Origin of the sequence: Kitasatospora sp. NPDC088783 (assembly GCF_044750705.1) — a bacterium.
GTDB classification, from domain to species: Bacteria; Actinomycetota; Actinomycetes; order Streptomycetales; family Streptomycetaceae; genus Kitasatospora; species Kitasatospora fiedleri.
In genome coordinates, this window is record NZ_JBIVKJ010000008.1 from 259,063 (window position 1) to 272,767 (window position 13,705).

General features: G+C 73.5%; 13 protein-coding genes and 1 pseudogene. 1 reads left to right on the forward strand and 13 read right to left on the reverse strand.

Features of this window, described 5'->3' with window-relative positions:
* Positions 1 to 149 precede the first annotated feature (149 nt).
* Positions 150 to 737 (forward strand): G/U mismatch-specific DNA glycosylase, encoded by a 588-nt coding sequence (mug, locus tag ACIP60_RS23410; protein WP_400687367.1) that lies wholly within the window; start codon positions 150 to 152, stop codon positions 735 to 737.
* Positions 738 to 768: 31 nt separating this feature from the next.
* Here mug and ACIP60_RS23415 read toward each other — a convergent pair whose 3' ends face one another.
* The 13 genes and pseudogenes from ACIP60_RS23415 to ACIP60_RS23475 all read right to left on the reverse strand — a co-directional run.
* On the reverse strand, positions 769 to 1,554 hold the full coding sequence (locus ACIP60_RS23415; RefSeq protein WP_400687369.1) for a phosphotransferase enzyme family protein: 786 nt from the start codon (positions 1,552 to 1,554) through the stop codon (positions 769 to 771).
* Between the two features lie 161 nt (positions 1,555 to 1,715).
* Positions 1,716 to 2,117, reverse strand: a complete 402-nt coding sequence (locus tag ACIP60_RS23420) for a YccF domain-containing protein (RefSeq protein WP_111554885.1) — start codon at positions 2,115 to 2,117, stop codon at positions 1,716 to 1,718.
* A gap of 175 nt (positions 2,118 to 2,292) precedes the next feature.
* Entirely contained in the window at positions 2,293 to 2,712 is a 420-nt protein-coding gene (locus ACIP60_RS23425) for an SHOCT domain-containing protein (protein ID WP_400687372.1), read from the reverse strand.
* A 168-nt stretch (positions 2,713 to 2,880) separates the two neighbouring features.
* The gene (gene ctaD, locus ACIP60_RS23430; RefSeq protein ID WP_400687592.1) at positions 2,881 to 4,587 is read right to left on the reverse strand and encodes a cytochrome c oxidase subunit I; all 1,707 of its coding nucleotides are present in this window, start codon (positions 4,585 to 4,587) and stop codon (positions 2,881 to 2,883) included.
* Positions 4,588 to 4,757: 170 nt separating this feature from the next.
* On the reverse strand, positions 4,758 to 5,615 hold the full coding sequence (htpX, locus tag ACIP60_RS23435; RefSeq protein WP_400687374.1) for a zinc metalloprotease HtpX: 858 nt from the start codon (positions 5,613 to 5,615) through the stop codon (positions 4,758 to 4,760).
* A 105-nt stretch (positions 5,616 to 5,720) separates the two neighbouring features.
* Positions 5,721 to 7,217 (reverse strand): NADH-quinone oxidoreductase subunit N, encoded by a 1,497-nt coding sequence (locus ACIP60_RS23440; protein ID WP_400687594.1) that lies wholly within the window; start codon positions 7,215 to 7,217, stop codon positions 5,721 to 5,723.
* Between the two features lie 32 nt (positions 7,218 to 7,249).
* Positions 7,250 to 8,776 (reverse strand): NuoM family protein, encoded by a 1,527-nt coding sequence (locus ACIP60_RS23445; RefSeq protein WP_400687376.1) that lies wholly within the window; start codon positions 8,774 to 8,776, stop codon positions 7,250 to 7,252.
* A 43-nt stretch (positions 8,777 to 8,819) separates the two neighbouring features.
* Entirely contained in the window at positions 8,820 to 10,838 is a 2,019-nt protein-coding gene (locus tag ACIP60_RS23450) for an NADH-quinone oxidoreductase subunit L (RefSeq protein WP_400687378.1), read from the reverse strand.
* Positions 10,835 to 11,191 carry an NADH-quinone oxidoreductase subunit NuoK gene (nuoK, locus tag ACIP60_RS23455; protein WP_400687380.1) on the reverse strand — a complete coding sequence of 119 codons (357 nt, stop codon included), beginning with the start codon at positions 11,189 to 11,191 and terminating at the stop codon, positions 10,835 to 10,837. The genes ACIP60_RS23450 and nuoK overlap by 4 nt, the downstream gene beginning before the upstream one ends.
* Before the next feature lies 1 nt (position 11,192).
* Positions 11,193 to 11,840, reverse strand: coding sequence for an NADH-quinone oxidoreductase subunit J (locus ACIP60_RS23460; protein ID WP_400687382.1), 648 nt, complete (start codon positions 11,838 to 11,840; stop codon positions 11,193 to 11,195).
* The gene (locus ACIP60_RS23465) at positions 11,837 to 12,394 is read right to left on the reverse strand and encodes a NuoI/complex I 23 kDa subunit family protein (RefSeq protein ID WP_400687384.1); all 558 of its coding nucleotides are present in this window, start codon (positions 12,392 to 12,394) and stop codon (positions 11,837 to 11,839) included. The genes ACIP60_RS23460 and ACIP60_RS23465 overlap by 4 nt, the downstream gene beginning before the upstream one ends.
* Positions 12,394 to 13,353: an NADH-quinone oxidoreductase subunit NuoH gene (nuoH, locus tag ACIP60_RS23470; RefSeq protein ID WP_100837764.1), complete on the reverse strand. Its 960-nt coding sequence runs from the start codon at positions 13,351 to 13,353 to the stop codon at positions 12,394 to 12,396. Before nuoH ends, ACIP60_RS23465 begins: the two co-directional genes overlap by 1 nt.
* Positions 13,350 to 13,705, reverse strand: a pseudogene (locus tag ACIP60_RS23475) (hypothetical protein); the annotation flags it as partial. The pseudogene ACIP60_RS23475 and the gene nuoH, both read right to left, overlap by 4 nt.

Here is a 13,705-nt window from a genome sequence, read left to right on the forward strand (position 1 = left end):
CAATCGAACTGACTATCCATCCGATATGCCGAACCTCGGCCGCACCGGCCCCGACCTGCCGGAACGCCCTTCCCGGAGGTCGGTTCCGAAAACCGTTCGCGGGCGCTCGGCGACGTGCGCGCGCCCGCCGGTACGGCAGAGTGGGCGGGGTGACCCGTACTCCGCCGCAGCGCCCGGCCAACGGCGCCAAGCCCACGCCCGAACAGCTCGCCGCCGCCCAGGACACCGCCATCGAGGACGTGGCCGCGCCCGGCCTGCGGGTGCTGTTCTGCGGGATCAACCCCGGCCTGTGGTCGGGCGCCACCGGCCGGCACTTCGCCCGGCCGGGCAACCGGTTCTGGCCCGCCCTGCACCGCTCCGGCTTCACCCCCCGGCAGCTGCGACCGGACGAGCAGCAGGAGCTGCTCGGGCTCGGGCTGGGGATCACCAACGTGGTGGCCCGGACCACCGCGAAGGCGGCCGAGCTGACCGCCGAGGAGTACCTGGCGGGCGGACGGGCCCTGGAGGCCCGGGTGCGGCGGCTGCGCCCGCGCGCGCTGGCGGTGCTCGGGATCGGGGCGTACCGGGCGGCGTTCGGCCGGCCGCGGGCGGCGGTCGGGCCGCAGCCGGAGCCGATCGGCGACACCGAGGTGTGGCTGCTGCCGAACCCGAGCGGACTGAACGCGCACTACACGCTGGACGGGATCGCGGCCGAGTTCCGGGCCCTGCGCGAGCACCTGGAGCGGACGGACGGGTGAACGGGCGGGCCGGCCGCCGGGCCGGCCCCCGTCACTCCGCCAGGAGCAGGTCCTCGAAGCGGGCGCGCTCGCGCACCACGTACGCGGCGTCGGAGAGGTACATCAGGTGGTGCCCGTCGGCCAGGTGCGCGGCGAACGCGGCGCTCCCGGCGGCGGCTTCGGCCCGCATGTGCGCCACCAGGGCGTGCAGCCGGGCCTCGATCGCGTCCACCAGGCCCTCCCGGTCGGCCCGGCCGAGGCCGTACGCGTCGCAGAACTCCCGTACCCGGCGGGCCTGTTCGTCCGGGGTGCCGAAGCCGTCGGCGTTGCCCGGCGCGGTGGTGGGCGCCCAGCGGTAGACCGCGTGGGCGACGTCCCACAGCCGGGGGCCTGGGTGGGCGGTGTCGAAGTCGATGACGCCGACCACCCGCTCGCCGTCCAGCACGCAGTTGTGCGGGGCGTAGTCGCCGTGGCAGACCACCTCGACCGGCTCCCGGGCGGGCAGCATCCAGCCCTCGGCGCGGTAGCCCGCCGTGGCGTCGTGGTACCGCCGCAGCAGCCGGGCGGCGTCGAGCAGCGCGGTGCGGGAGGCGGAGGCCGGGGTGGCCGGGTAGTTCGGCACCTCGCCGGGCAGGAAGTCCAGGACCTCCCGCCCGTCCTCGGCGATCCCGTGGAACTGCGGCCCCGCCGTGAACCCGGCCGCCCGCAGGTGCGCCAGCAGCCCGTGCACGGCCGGTGACCACGGCCCGGTCGGCCGCAGCACACGGTCGCCCCGGCGCTCGATCCGGTTGACCCCGCCCGCCATGATCCCGCCCGGCGCGTTCTCGCCGTCCGCCACGTGCCGCTCCTCGTCCGCCGCCCTGCTCCGACCGGACGGTTCTACCCCGCCGGGCGCCGGGACGCGAACCCTTTCCGACCGGCCTGGGCCCGACCGGCAGGGCCGAACCGGCACAGCCCGGTCGGCGGGGCCGGTCGGCGGGGCCGGTCGGCGGGGCCCGGTCAGCGGGCGCCGAAGCCCTGGTCGGTGGAGACGATGTCGCGGCCGAGCGGGGTCAGCGAGACCGGGACCATCTTGAGGTTGGCCCAGCCGAACGGGATGCCGATGATCGACAGGAACAGCGGGATGCTGGTGACGATGTGCCCGAGCGCCAGCCACCAGCCCGCGAACACCAGCCAGATCACGTTGCCCACGCAGGAGGGGGCCCCGGCGTCGGCGCGGACCACGGTGGTGCGGCCGAAGGGCCAGAGCATGAAGCCCGCGAGGCGGAAGGACGCGACGCCGAACGGGATCGTGACGATCAGGACGAAGCAGACGATCCCGGCGACCGCGTAGCCGATCGCCATCCACAGGCCGCAGAACAACAGCCAGATCACGTTGAGCAGGAAGTTGATCAGCTTCATGCCTCCAGGCTCGCACACCGGGGCCGGAAGGGGCAGGTGGCGGATCGGCCTTGTGGCAGGGGTGTGACGGGTGGGGCACAGGGCGGGTCGCGGGGCGGCGCGCGCGGTGGCCGGGGACGGCGCGCGGCCCGCCCCGGGGTCGGGACGGGCCGCGCGCCGCTGCGCCGGACGGGGGTCAGGTGAGCAGCTTGTCCTTGGCCCGCTGGTACTCCTCCTCGGTCAGCGCGCCGCTGTTCTTGAGGTCGGCCAGCCTCGCCAGGTCCGCCACGTGGCCGCCCGAGGAGCCCGCGGAGGAGGCCGGGCCGCCGCCGGTGCCGGCCGCCTTGCGGACGTACTCCTGGAAGGCGGCGTCGGCCTGCTTGGCCTGGGCGAGGTCGCGTTCGTGCATGGAGCCGCCGCGGACGATGAGGTAGAGCAGCACGCCCAGGAAGGGCAGCAGGATCACCAGGATCGTCCAGGCCGCCTTGGCGCCGCCGCCCATGTCGTGGCTGCGGAAGATGTCCGTGATGATCTTGAACAGCAGGAAGAACCAGAGGATCCAGAGGAACAGCTCCAGCATCGTCCAGAAGATGTCGAGCAGCGGATAGTTGTCCATGACGCTCCGATCCCGCGCGCGGTCAGACCGAACGCCCCCGCGCGTCGGACGGCACGGGGACGAAACGATTCGTACCACCGCGAAACGGACGCCGCACCCGGGGCGGACCGCCGGTGCGACGCCGGTACGACGCCGACGCGGCCCCGAGGCGGCCCTCGCGGCGGGAGGTCAGCGCGGTTCGTTCTGCAGCCGGTCGAACTCGGTGATCTCCGGGTGGTGCAGGTCGAACGCCGGGGACTCGGAGCGGACCCGCGGCAGGGTGGTGAAGTTGTGCCGGGGCGGCGGGCAGGAGGTCGCCCACTCCAGCGAGCGGCCGTAGCCCCACGGGTCGTCGACCTCCACCCTGGGCGCGTACTTGGCGGTCCGCCAGACGTTGTAGAGGAACGGCAGCGTGGAGAGGCCGAGCAGGAAGGACCCGATGCTGGAGACGGTGTTGAGCGTGGTGAAGCCGTCCGAGGCCAGGTAGTCGGCGTAGCGGCGCGGCATGCCCTCGGCGCCCAGCCAGTGCTGGACCAGGAAGGTGGTGTGGAAGCCGACGAACAGCGTCCAGAAGTGGATCCGCCCGAGGCGCTCGTCCAGCATCCGTCCGGTCATCTTCGGCCACCAGAAGTAGAAGCCCGCGAACATCGCGAAGACCACCGTCCCGAACACCACGTAGTGGAAGTGCGCGACCACGAAGTACGAGTCGGAGACGTGGAAGTCGATCGGCGGCGAGGCCAGCAGGACGCCGGTCAGGCCGCCGAACAGGAAGGTGACCAGGAAGCCGATCGACCAGAGCATCGGGGTCTCGAAGCTCAGCGAGCCGCGCCACATGGTGCCGACCCAGTTGAAGAACTTCACGCCGGTCGGCACCGCGATCAGGAAGGTCATGAAGGAGAAGAACGGCAGCAGCACCTGCCCGGTGACGAACATGTGGTGCGCCCAGACGGTGATCGACAGGCCCGCGATGGCGATGGTGGCGGCGATCAGGCCGGAGTAGCCGAAGACCGGCTTGCGGGAGAACACCGGGAGGATCTCGGTCACGATGCCGAAGAACGGCAGCGCGATGATGTAGACCTCCGGGTGCCCGAAGAACCAGAACAGGTGCTGCCAGAGCAGCGGCCCGCCGTTGGCCGGGTCGAAGACGTGCGCGCCGAACTTGCGGTCCGCCTCCAGGCAGAGCAGCGCGCCGGCCAGCACCGGGAAGGCCATCAGCACCAGGATCGAGGTCAGCAGGATGTTCCAGGTGAAGATCGACATCCGGAACAGCGTCATGCCGGGGGCGCGCAGGCAGACGATCGTGGTGACGAAGTTGACCGAGCCGAGGATGGTGCCGAAGCCGGAGAAGCCCAGGCCCATGATCCACAGGTCGGCGCCGACCCCGGGCGAGTGCACCTCGCTGTTCAGCGGCGCGTACGCGAACCAGCCGAAGTCGGCCGCGCCCTGCGGGGTCAGGAAACCGGCCACCGCGATCAGCGAGCCGAACAGGTACATCCAGTAGGCGAAGGCGTTCAGCCGGGGGAAGGCCACGTCGGGGGCGCCGATGTGCAGCGGCATGAACCAGTTCGCGAAGCCCGCGAACAGCGGGGTGGCGAACATCAGCAGCATGATCGTGCCGTGCATGGTGAACGCCTGGTTGAACTGCTCGTTCGACAGGATCTGCGTCCCCGGACGGGCCAGCTCGGCCCGCATCACCAGCGCCAGCACCCCGCCGAGCAGGAAGAAGGCGAACGAGGTGGCCAGGTAGAGGGTGCCGATCTGCTTGTGGTCGGTGGTGGTCAGCCACACCACCAGCGCCCGGCCCCGGCGCGGGCGGGAGGCCCGGCCGAAGCGGCGGTGCGGGGGCGGGGGCGGCGGTGGACCGCTCCGGCCCAGTTCTGCATCGCTCGGCAGCATGGTCACCGCACCGCACCTCCGGCCTCGGGTCTGGCAGTGCGTCCAGCCCTACCAGCGGGGCGGCGGCGGCACCGGGACGCTCGCCGGACGGTCGCCCGAAGGGGTCAGCGCGTGCCCGCGGACGACGGGAGGAGCGGCCCCGGGAGGAACCACGGGGAGCGGCGGGTCGGTCAGCGCCCGGCCATCCGCTCCAGGCGGGCGATCCGCTCGCGCATCGGCGGGTGGGTGGAGAACAGCTTCGCGCCGCGCTCGCCGGGGCGGAACGGGTTGGCGATCATCATGTGGCTGGCGGTCTGGAGCTGCGGCTCGGGCGGCAGCGGCAGCCGCTGGGTGCCGGTGTCCAGCTTGCGCAGGGCGTCGGCCAGGGCGAGCGGGTCGCCGGTGATCCGGGCGCCGTCGGCGTCCGCCTGGTACTCGCGGGAGCGGCTGACGGCCAGTTGGATCAGGCCGGCCGCGACCGGGCCCAGGATCATGATCGCCAGCATGCCGACCAGGCCCGGGCCGTCGTCGTCGTCCGAGCGGCCGACCGGGATCAGCCAGGCGAAGTTGACCAGGAACATCACCACCGAGGCGAGCGCCCCGGCCACCGAGGAGATCAGGATGTCCCGGTTGTAGACGTGGCTCAGCTCGTGGCCGAGGACGCCGCGCAGCTCGCGCTCGTCGAGCAGTTGCAGGATGCCGTCGGTGCAGCAGACCGCCGCGTTGCGCGGGTTGCGGCCGGTGGCGAAGGCGTTCGGCGCGGGCGTCGGCGAGATGTACAGCCGGGGCATCGGCTGGCGGGCCGAGGTGGAGAGCTCGCGGACGATCCGGTACAGCTGCGGGGCCTCGATCTCGCTGACCGGGCGGGCCCGCATCGCGCGCAGCGCCAGCCGGTCGCTGTTCCAGTACGCGTACGCGTTGGTGCCGACCGCGACCAGCAGGGCCACCAGCAGACCGGTGCGGCCGAAGAAGCTGCCGATCACCAGGATCAGCGCGGACAGGCCGCCCAACAGGACGGCCGTCCGCAATCCGTTGTGGTGGCTGTGCACTGCGGACCCTCCTGTGGTGCCGGTGGGAGCCGTGGAACCGCTTCCCTCTGCCGGGATCAACGCCCCGAACTGGCCGGTTCGTTCCCCTCGGCATTCGACCACAGGTCAGAACAGGCTGCCCGACGCCACCTGGAGGACCAGCTGCGGGGCCACCGAGAGCACCGCCGCGCCGCAGGCCGCCAGGCCCAGCGCGGCCCGGAGCGGGGCCGGGGAACGGCGCGGCTCGGCCGCTTCGGCGGACGGCGCGAACAGCAGGGCGGTCCACTTCAGGTAGTAGGCGAGCGCGATCACCACGTTCACCGCCATCACCACGGCCAGCCAGCCCAGGCCCGCGTCCACGGCCGCGCGGAACACCACGACCTTGCCGAACAGGCCGACCACGCCGGGCGGCAGGCCGGCCAGGCAGAGCAGGAAGAAGGCCAGGGCGAGCGCCGCCCAGCGGTTGCGCCCGGCCAGGCCGCGGAAGCCGTCCAGCCGGCCGGAGCCGCCGACCAGCGCGACCGCGCCGAACGCGCCCAGGTTCACCAGGCCGTAGATCAGCGCGTACGCCACGGTCGCGCCCAGCGGCTCGGTCGAGTCGGCGTACCCGGCGGCGGCCAGCGGCACCAGCAGGTACCCGGCCTGGCCGACCGAGGACCAGGCCAGCAGCCGGACCGCCCCGTGCGGGGTGTCGGGGCGCTGGCGCAGCGCGGCGGCGTTGCCGGCCGTCATGGTGAGCGCGGCGAGCACCGCCAGCACCAGGCCCCAGGTGTGGCCGTACGGGCGGAAGGCCAGCGTGGTGACCAGGGCGAGGCCGGACAGGCCGGCCGCCTTGCCGACCACCGAGAGGTAGCCGGCCACCGGGAGCGGGGCGCCGACGTAGGTGTCGGGCACCCAGAAGTGGAACGGGACGGCGGCGGTCTTGAACGCGAAGCCGACCAGGGTGAGCACCGCGCCCGCCTCGGCGAGCGGCTTCAACTGGCCGGGAGCGTGCGCCAGTCCGTCGGCGACGCCCTGGAGCTGGAGCGTCCCGGCGGCGGCGTAGACGAAGCTGACGCCGAGCAGCATCACGGCGGTCGCGGTGACCGAGGAGAGGAAGAACTTGAGCGCGCTCTCCGCGCCCCGGCCGTCCCGGCGCAGCGCGACCAGGGCGAACGCGGGCAGGGTGGCCACCTCCAGGGCGATCACCAGGGTGGCGAGGTCCCGGGCGGCGGGCAGCAGGGCGGCGCCGCAGGCCGAGCAGAGCAGCAGGAACCAGTACTCGCCGCCCGGCAGTTTCTCGTCCTCGACGGTGTGCAGCGAGAGCAGCACGGTGAGCAGCGCGCCGCCGAGGGCGAGCAGTTGGAAGGCGAGCGCGAAGTGGTCGGCGGTGTAGGAGCAGCCGCCGCTCCTGAAGCAGAACGTCGAGCGGGTGTCGCCGGCCAGCGGGATCAGCGCGGCCAGCGCGGCCAGCAGGCCGACCGCGCTCAGCCGGCCCAGCAGGCGCTTGCGGGCCGCGGGCAGGAACAGGTCGGTGACCAGCACGGCGAGGGCGGCGAGCGCGGCGATCAGCGGCGGGGCGACGGCCACCCAGTCGACGGACTGGATCAGGCCGCCCGGGTCGGCGACGGCGAGCGGAGTCATGAGGGGCTGCCCCAGGTCGTGAGCGGTGGTCATCAGCCGCCTCCGAGGAGGTGCTTGACGGCCGGGTCGGAGAGGCCGAGGAGCAGGGCCGGCCACAGGCCCGCGAGCAGGGTGAGCGCGGCGAGCGGCGTCCAGCTGGCGGCCTCGTGGCCCTGGAGGTCGGGCAGGGCGGCGACCGGGGCGGGCTGCTTCGGGTCGCCCGTGCAGACCCGCTTGACCACGACCAGCAGGTAGCCGGCGGTGAGCAGGGTGCCGAGGCCGGCCAGCACCATGTAGGTGAGGAACGCGGGCCGGGAGAGCCCGGCGGCCGGGTCGAACGCGCCGTACATGGCGAGCAGTTCGCCCCAGAACCCGGCCAGCCCGGGCAGGCCGAGGCTGGCCACGGCGGCGAACGCGAGCAGCGCGCCGATCCGGGGGGCGCGGCCGTACAGGGCGGCGCCGGTGGCCCCGGCGAGGGTGTCGAGGTCCGCGGTGCCGTAGCGGTCCTTGACCGCGCCGACCACGAAGAACAGCAGGCCGGTGATCAGGCCGTGCGCGATGTTGGCGAACAGCGCGCCGTTCAGGCCGGCCGGGGTGAGCGAGGCGATGCCGAGCAGCACGAAGCCCATGTGGCCGACCGAGGAGTAGGCGATCAGCCGCTTGAGGTCGCCCTTGGCGCCCGGCCGGGCCAGCGCGAGGCAGGCGAGCGAGCCGTAGACGATGCCGACGGCGGCGAACGCGCCCAGGTAGGGGGCGAAGGTCGCGGTGCCGTCCGGGACGATCGGCAGCAGGACGCGGACCAGGCCGTAGGTGCCCATCTTGAGCATCACGCCGGCCAGCAGCACCGAGCCGGCGGTGGGGGCGGCGGTGTGCGCGTCGGGCAGCCAGGAGTGCAGCGGCCAGGCCGGGGCCTTCACGGCGAGGCCGACCAGGACGGCGAGCGCGGCGATCAGCTGGGTGGTGTGCGAGAGGCCGCCGCCGTGCGCGGCGGCGAGCCGCACCATGTCGAACGTCCCGGCCTGGACGCCGATCAGCAGGAAGCCGAGCAGCATCACGGCGGAGCCGAGCAGGGTGTACAGGATGAACCGGTTCGCGGCCGCGACCTTCTGCCCGCTGCCCCAGCGCGCGATCAGGAAGTACATCGGGATCAGCACGATCTCGAAGGCCAGGAAGAACAGCACCAGGTCGAGCACCGCGAAGGTGGCCAGCATGCCGGTCTCCAGCAGGAGCAGCAGGCCGGTGAAGGCCCGGCCGCCGGGGCCCGCGGGGAGCTTCTTCAGCGAGTACAGCGCGCACAGGAAGGTGAGCAGCGCGGTGAGCACCAGCAGCGGCAGCGAGATGCCGTCGGTGCCCAGGTGCAGGCGCACGTCCAGGGCGGGGATCCAGGACACGTCGGTGACGGCCTGCATCCGGCCCGGGTCGCCGTGGTCGAAGCCGGCCGCGAGGGCGATCGCCAGCAGCAGGGTGCCGCCGGTGACGGCGGTGCCGAGGCGCAGGGCCCGCCGGTCGCCGATCGGGGCGAGCGTCAGGGCGGCGCCGAGCAGCGGCAGGGCCAGGAGGGCGATGAGGACCGCGTTCATCGGGGGCTCCAAGGGCGTGCCGGGACGGGGAGGTGAGGACGGGTCATGAGCCGACCGCCACCAGGACGGCGAGCAGCACGGCCCCGGCCAGCAGCGCGTTCAGGTAGCCCTGGGCGTTGCCGGTCTGGGCGAGGCGGACGGCGCGGCCGAGCCAGCCGGGGGCGGCGCCCGCGCCGCGCACGTACGTCTCCACCACGGCCCGGTCCAGGAAGCGGACCAGCCGGGCGGCGGCCCGGGTGGGCCGGACGAACAGGGCGCTGTACAGCCGGTCGACGCCGAAGCCGTGCTGGGCGGGCCCGTACAGCGGGCCGAGCAGCAGGCGTCCGGGGTCGGCGGCGGCCGGGGGCGCGGCGGGCGCGGTGAGCGTCTCGGCGGCGGGCGGACCGGCCTGCGGGGGGACCCGGACGGGCGGGGCGGCGGCGGCCCGGGCGGCGGCGGTGCGCCAGGCGGCGTAGCCGATCAGCAGGCCGGCCACCGCGGCGCCGGTGCCGAGCACCATGGTCGCGGTGGCGGGGCGCAGCGGTTCGCCGTCGAGCAGGGCGGGCAGCCAGTCGGTGCGCAGCCCGAGCAGGCCGAAGCCCATGGTGGGGAGGGCCAGCACCCACAGCGGCCAGCGCATCGCGGCCGGTTCGGCGTGCGCCGGGTCGGCCTCGTCGATCTCCGGGGAGTACGGGGCGTCGGCGGGGGCGGCCACCGGCCGGGCGTGGAAGGCGACCAGCCAGAAACGGGCGGCGTAGGCGGCGGTGAGCAGCGCGGTGAGCAGGCCGGCCGCCAGGACCGTCCAGCCGGCCGCGGCGGGGACGGCCGAGGCGGGGCCGAGGGTGCCGGTGAGCGCCTCGCCGTGGGCGGCGTGCTCGGCGGCGGTGAGCACCGACTCCTTGGTGAAGAAGCCGGTGAACGGCGGCAGGCCGACCAGGGCGACCAGGGCGATGCCCATCGTCCAGTAGGCGTCGGGGACGCGGTGGCGCAGGCCCTCGATCCGGGACATGGCGCTGATCGAGTTGGTGTGCGCGGCGTGGATGACCACGCCGGCGGTGAGGAACAGCAGCGCCTTGAACGCGCCGTGGCCGACCAGGTGGAACACCGCGGCCTGCCGGTCGCCGGCGGCCAGCGCGCCGGTCATGTAGCCGAGCTGGCCGACCGTCGAGTAGGCGAGCACCCGCTTGAGGTCGTCCTGGGCGAGCGCGCACAGCGCGGAGCCGACCATGGTGACGGCGGCCAGCACGGCGAGCACCAGCAGCGCGGCGGAGGACAGCAGGAACACCGGCAGCAGCCGGGCGACCAGGTAGACGCCGGCCGCGACCATGGTGGCGGCGTGGATCAGCGCGGAGACCGGGGTGGGGCCGGCCATCGCGTCCGGCAGCCAGGTGTGCAGCGGGAACTGGGCGCTCTTGCCGGCCACGCCGCCGAGCAGCAGCAGGGCGATCAGGGTGGGGTGCTGGAGTCCGCCGGTGGCGGCGGTGTGCAGCACGTCGGTGATCCGGAACGTCCCGGCGTCGGCGCCGAGCAGGAACAGGCCGAACAGGAACGGCACGTCGCCGAGCTTGGTGACCAGGAACGCCTTGAGCGAGGCGGTGCGGGCGTCGGCGGTCTCCCAGTGGTGGCCGATCAGGAAGTACGAGCAGATGCCCATCACCTCCCAGCCGACCAGCAGCACGATCAGGTCGCCGGAGTAGACGACCAGGAACATCGCGGCGGTGAACAGCGAGACCAGGGCCGCGTACGAGGGGTAGCGCGGGTCGTCCTTGAGGTAGGCCGTGGAGTAGACCTGCACGCAGGTGGCGACCAGGCCGACCAGCACCGAGATCAGCGAGGAGAAGCCGTCCAGGTGCAGGGCGAGCGAGATGTCGGGGCCGCCGGTGGGGGCGAGCCGGGTGCCGGCGTCCAGGGTGCTCCCGGTGCCCAGTTGCAGGGCGGTGACCAGGGCGAGCACGGCGGACACCGCGACCGGCAGCACCGCCAGCGGGCGGGCCAGGCCGGGGTACCGGCGGCCGGTGGCGAGGCCCGCGGCGGCGCCGAGCGCGGGCAGCACGGGGACGAGGATCGGCAGCGCGAGGTTCATGCGGCGGCCCGCTCCTTCTCGGCACCGGCGGGGTCGTCCGCCTCGTGGCGGTCGCCGAGCGCGGTGACCTCGTCGACGGCCGCGGTGCGGCGGGTGCGGTAGACCAGCAGCACGACGGCCAGGCCGAGGCCGATCTCGGCGGCGGCGACGGTGATGGTGAACAGGGTGAGCGCCTGGCCGGCGTGCAGGGTGTCGCGCAGCCAGACGTCGAAGGCGACCAGGTTGAGGTTGACGGCGTTGAGCATCAGCTCGACGGACATCAGCACCAGGACGACGTTGCGCCGGGCGAGCACGCCGTACACGCCGACGCTGAACAGCAGCACGGCGAGGACGGCGGGGTAGGCGAGGTGCACGTCAGCGCTCCTTCGGCTGGGTCGAGGCGGTGCGCGGCTTCCCGGTGCGAAGCTTCCCGGTGCGCAGCTTCCCGGCCCGGGGCCGGGCCCGGCCGTCCCCGGTGCGGGAGAGCACGATCGCGCCGACCAGGGCGGCGAGCAGCAGCACCGACAGCGCCTCGAACGGCAGCACCCAGTGCGAGAACAGGTACTCGCCGGTCAGCCGGGTGGTGCCGACCGCGCCGGACAGGTCGATCCAGGACGAGCGGAACGCGTCGACCACCAGGGTGACCAGGGTCGCGGCGGAGGCCAGGCCGACCGCGAGCGCGGCCGGGCGGTTGCCGGAGTCGGCGTCCGGGGAGCGGCCGATCGGGGCGCGGGTCAGCATCAGGCCGAACAGCACCAGCACGATCACCGAGCCCAGATACACCAGCACCTGCACCCAGGCCACGAACTCGGCCGTCAGCAGCAGGAACTCGACCGCCAGTCCGCCCAGCGCGACCACCAGCCAGAGCGCGGCGTGCACCAGCCGGCGGGTGGTCACCGAGACCACGGCGGCGCCGAGCACGAGCACACCGACCAGCAGGAAGACGATCTCCTGCCCGGTCGGCGAGAGGTACGAGCGCGCGGCGGGCTCCAGCGGGCCCGCCGCGGCCAGCAGGGTGCTCAACTCTCCCCACCCTCCCCGGCGGAAGCCGCCGCCGCTGCGGCGGCCAGCTTGTCGGCGGCCTTGCGGGCCATGGCGATCTCCTTGGGCTCCTCCGCCGCGGCGTCGTGCGCGGGCGGCGGCGGGACGGTCCACATCCACTCGCGCAGCCGCTCGCGCTCGTGGGTGAGCTCGCGGATGTCGGTCTCCGCGTACTCGAACTCCGGGGACCAGAACAGCGCGTCGAACGGGCAGACCTCGACGCAGATCCCGCAGTACATGCAGAGCGAGAAGTCGATCGCGAAGCGGTCCAGCACGTTGCGGGTGCGGGCGCGGGCGTTCGGGTCGGCGGCGGGCAGCGTCTCCTTGTGGGAGTCGATGTAGATGCACCAGTCCGGGCACTCGCGGGCGCACAGCATGCAGACCGTGCAGTTCTCCTCCAGCAGCGCGATCACGCCGCGCGAGCGCGGCGGCAGGTCGGGCTGCACGTCGGGGTACTGCGCGGTGACGGTCTTCCGCACCATCGTGCGCAGGGTGACGGCCAGGCCCTTGGCCAGGCCGGAGCCGGGAATTCCCATTACGAGATCGCCACCTTGATGATGCCGGTCAGGGCGAGCTGGGCCAGCGCCAGCGGGATCAGCACCGTCCACGCGAAGCGCATCAGCTGGTCCTCGCGCAGCCGCGGGTAGGTGACCCGCAGCCAGAGCACCACGAAGGCCAGCGCGAAGGTCTTCACCAGCGTCCACAGCCAGCCGAGGCCGTCCGAGAACGGGCCGTGCCAGCCGCCCAGGAACAGCACCGAGGTCAGGCCGCAGAGCACCACGATGCCCGCGTACTCGGCGAGCAGGAACAGCGCGAAGCGCAGGCCGGTGTACTCGGTGTACGCGCCGAAGATGATCTCCGAGTCGGCCACCGGCATGTCGAACGGCGGACGCTGCAACTCGGCCAGCCCCGCCGTGAAGAACACGAACGCGCCGATCAACTGCCACGGCACCCACCACCAGTGGAAGGCGTCCACGATGCCCGGCAGCGAGACGGTGCCCGCCGCCATCGCCACCGAGGCGGCGGCCAGCAGCATCGGCAGCTCGTACGACATCAGCTGCGCGGCCGTGCGCAGCGCGCCCAGCAGCGAGAACTTGTTGGCCGACGCCCAACCCGCCATCAGCGAGCCCAGCACGCCGACGCCCATCACGGCCAGCACGAAGAAGATGCCCGCGTCGACCACCTGGCCGACCATCCCGTCCGGCCCGACCGGGATCACCAGCAGCACCAGCAGGTACGGCAGCAGCGCGACGGCCGGGGCCAGTTGGAAGATCCGCCGGTCGGCCCCGGACGGGACGACGTTCTCCTTCTGGACGAACTTCACCCCGTCCGCGACCAGTTGCGCCCACCCGTGGAACCCGCCCGCGTACATCGGACCGAGCCGGCCCTGCATGTGCGCCATCACCTTGTGCTCGGCCTGACCGACCACCAGCGGCAGCACCAGGAACGCCACCAGCGTGCCGACACAGCGCAGCAGCGTGTCGAGGAGGTTCACGCGCTGTCTCCGTCCTGCTCGGTGGGGTGCTCGGGCTGCGGTTGCTCCGGCTGCGGCTGTTCCGACCGCTCGGACTGCTCGGACTGCTCGGACTGCTCCGACCGCGTCGGCCCGGACTCCGGCTGCGCCGACCCGGGCGGCGACTGTTCGGGCTGCGGCTGTTCCGGCTCCGACGATCGGGCCTGCTCGGCCTGCCCCGGCCTCGCCCGCCCGGCCTCCGGCTGCGCCGACTCGGGCTGCACCTGCTCCGGCTCTACCGACCCGGCCTGCCCGGCCTGCGGCTGTTCCGGCTTCGCCGACCCGCGCTGCTCAGCCTGCTCGGGCTTCACCAGCCCAGCCTGCTCGACCTGCT

What these genes read in the sequence shown, in the direction of transcription:
- ACIP60_RS23420 (WP_111554885.1), bottom strand. Translation starts at nt 2,117, where the DNA reads ATGAAGCTGATCAACTTCCTGCTCAACGTGATCTGGCTGTTGTTCTGC.
- ACIP60_RS23465 (WP_400687384.1), bottom strand. Translation starts at nt 12,394, where the DNA reads ATGGGAATTCCCGGCTCCGGCCTGGCCAAGGGCCTGGCCGTCACCCTG.
- ACIP60_RS23440 (WP_400687594.1), bottom strand. Translation starts at nt 7,217, where the DNA reads ATGACTCCGCTCGCCGTCGCCGACCCGGGCGGCCTGATCCAGTCCGTC.
- ACIP60_RS23445 (WP_400687376.1), bottom strand. Translation starts at nt 8,776, where the DNA reads ATGAACGCGGTCCTCATCGCCCTCCTGGCCCTGCCGCTGCTCGGCGCC.
- ACIP60_RS23425 (WP_400687372.1), bottom strand. Translation starts at nt 2,712, where the DNA reads ATGGACAACTATCCGCTGCTCGACATCTTCTGGACGATGCTGGAGCTG.
- ctaD (WP_400687592.1), bottom strand. Translation starts at nt 4,587, where the DNA reads ATGCTGCCGAGCGATGCAGAACTGGGCCGGAGCGGTCCACCGCCGCCC.
- ACIP60_RS23450 (WP_400687378.1), bottom strand. Translation starts at nt 10,838, where the DNA reads ATGAACCTCGCGCTGCCGATCCTCGTCCCCGTGCTGCCCGCGCTCGGC.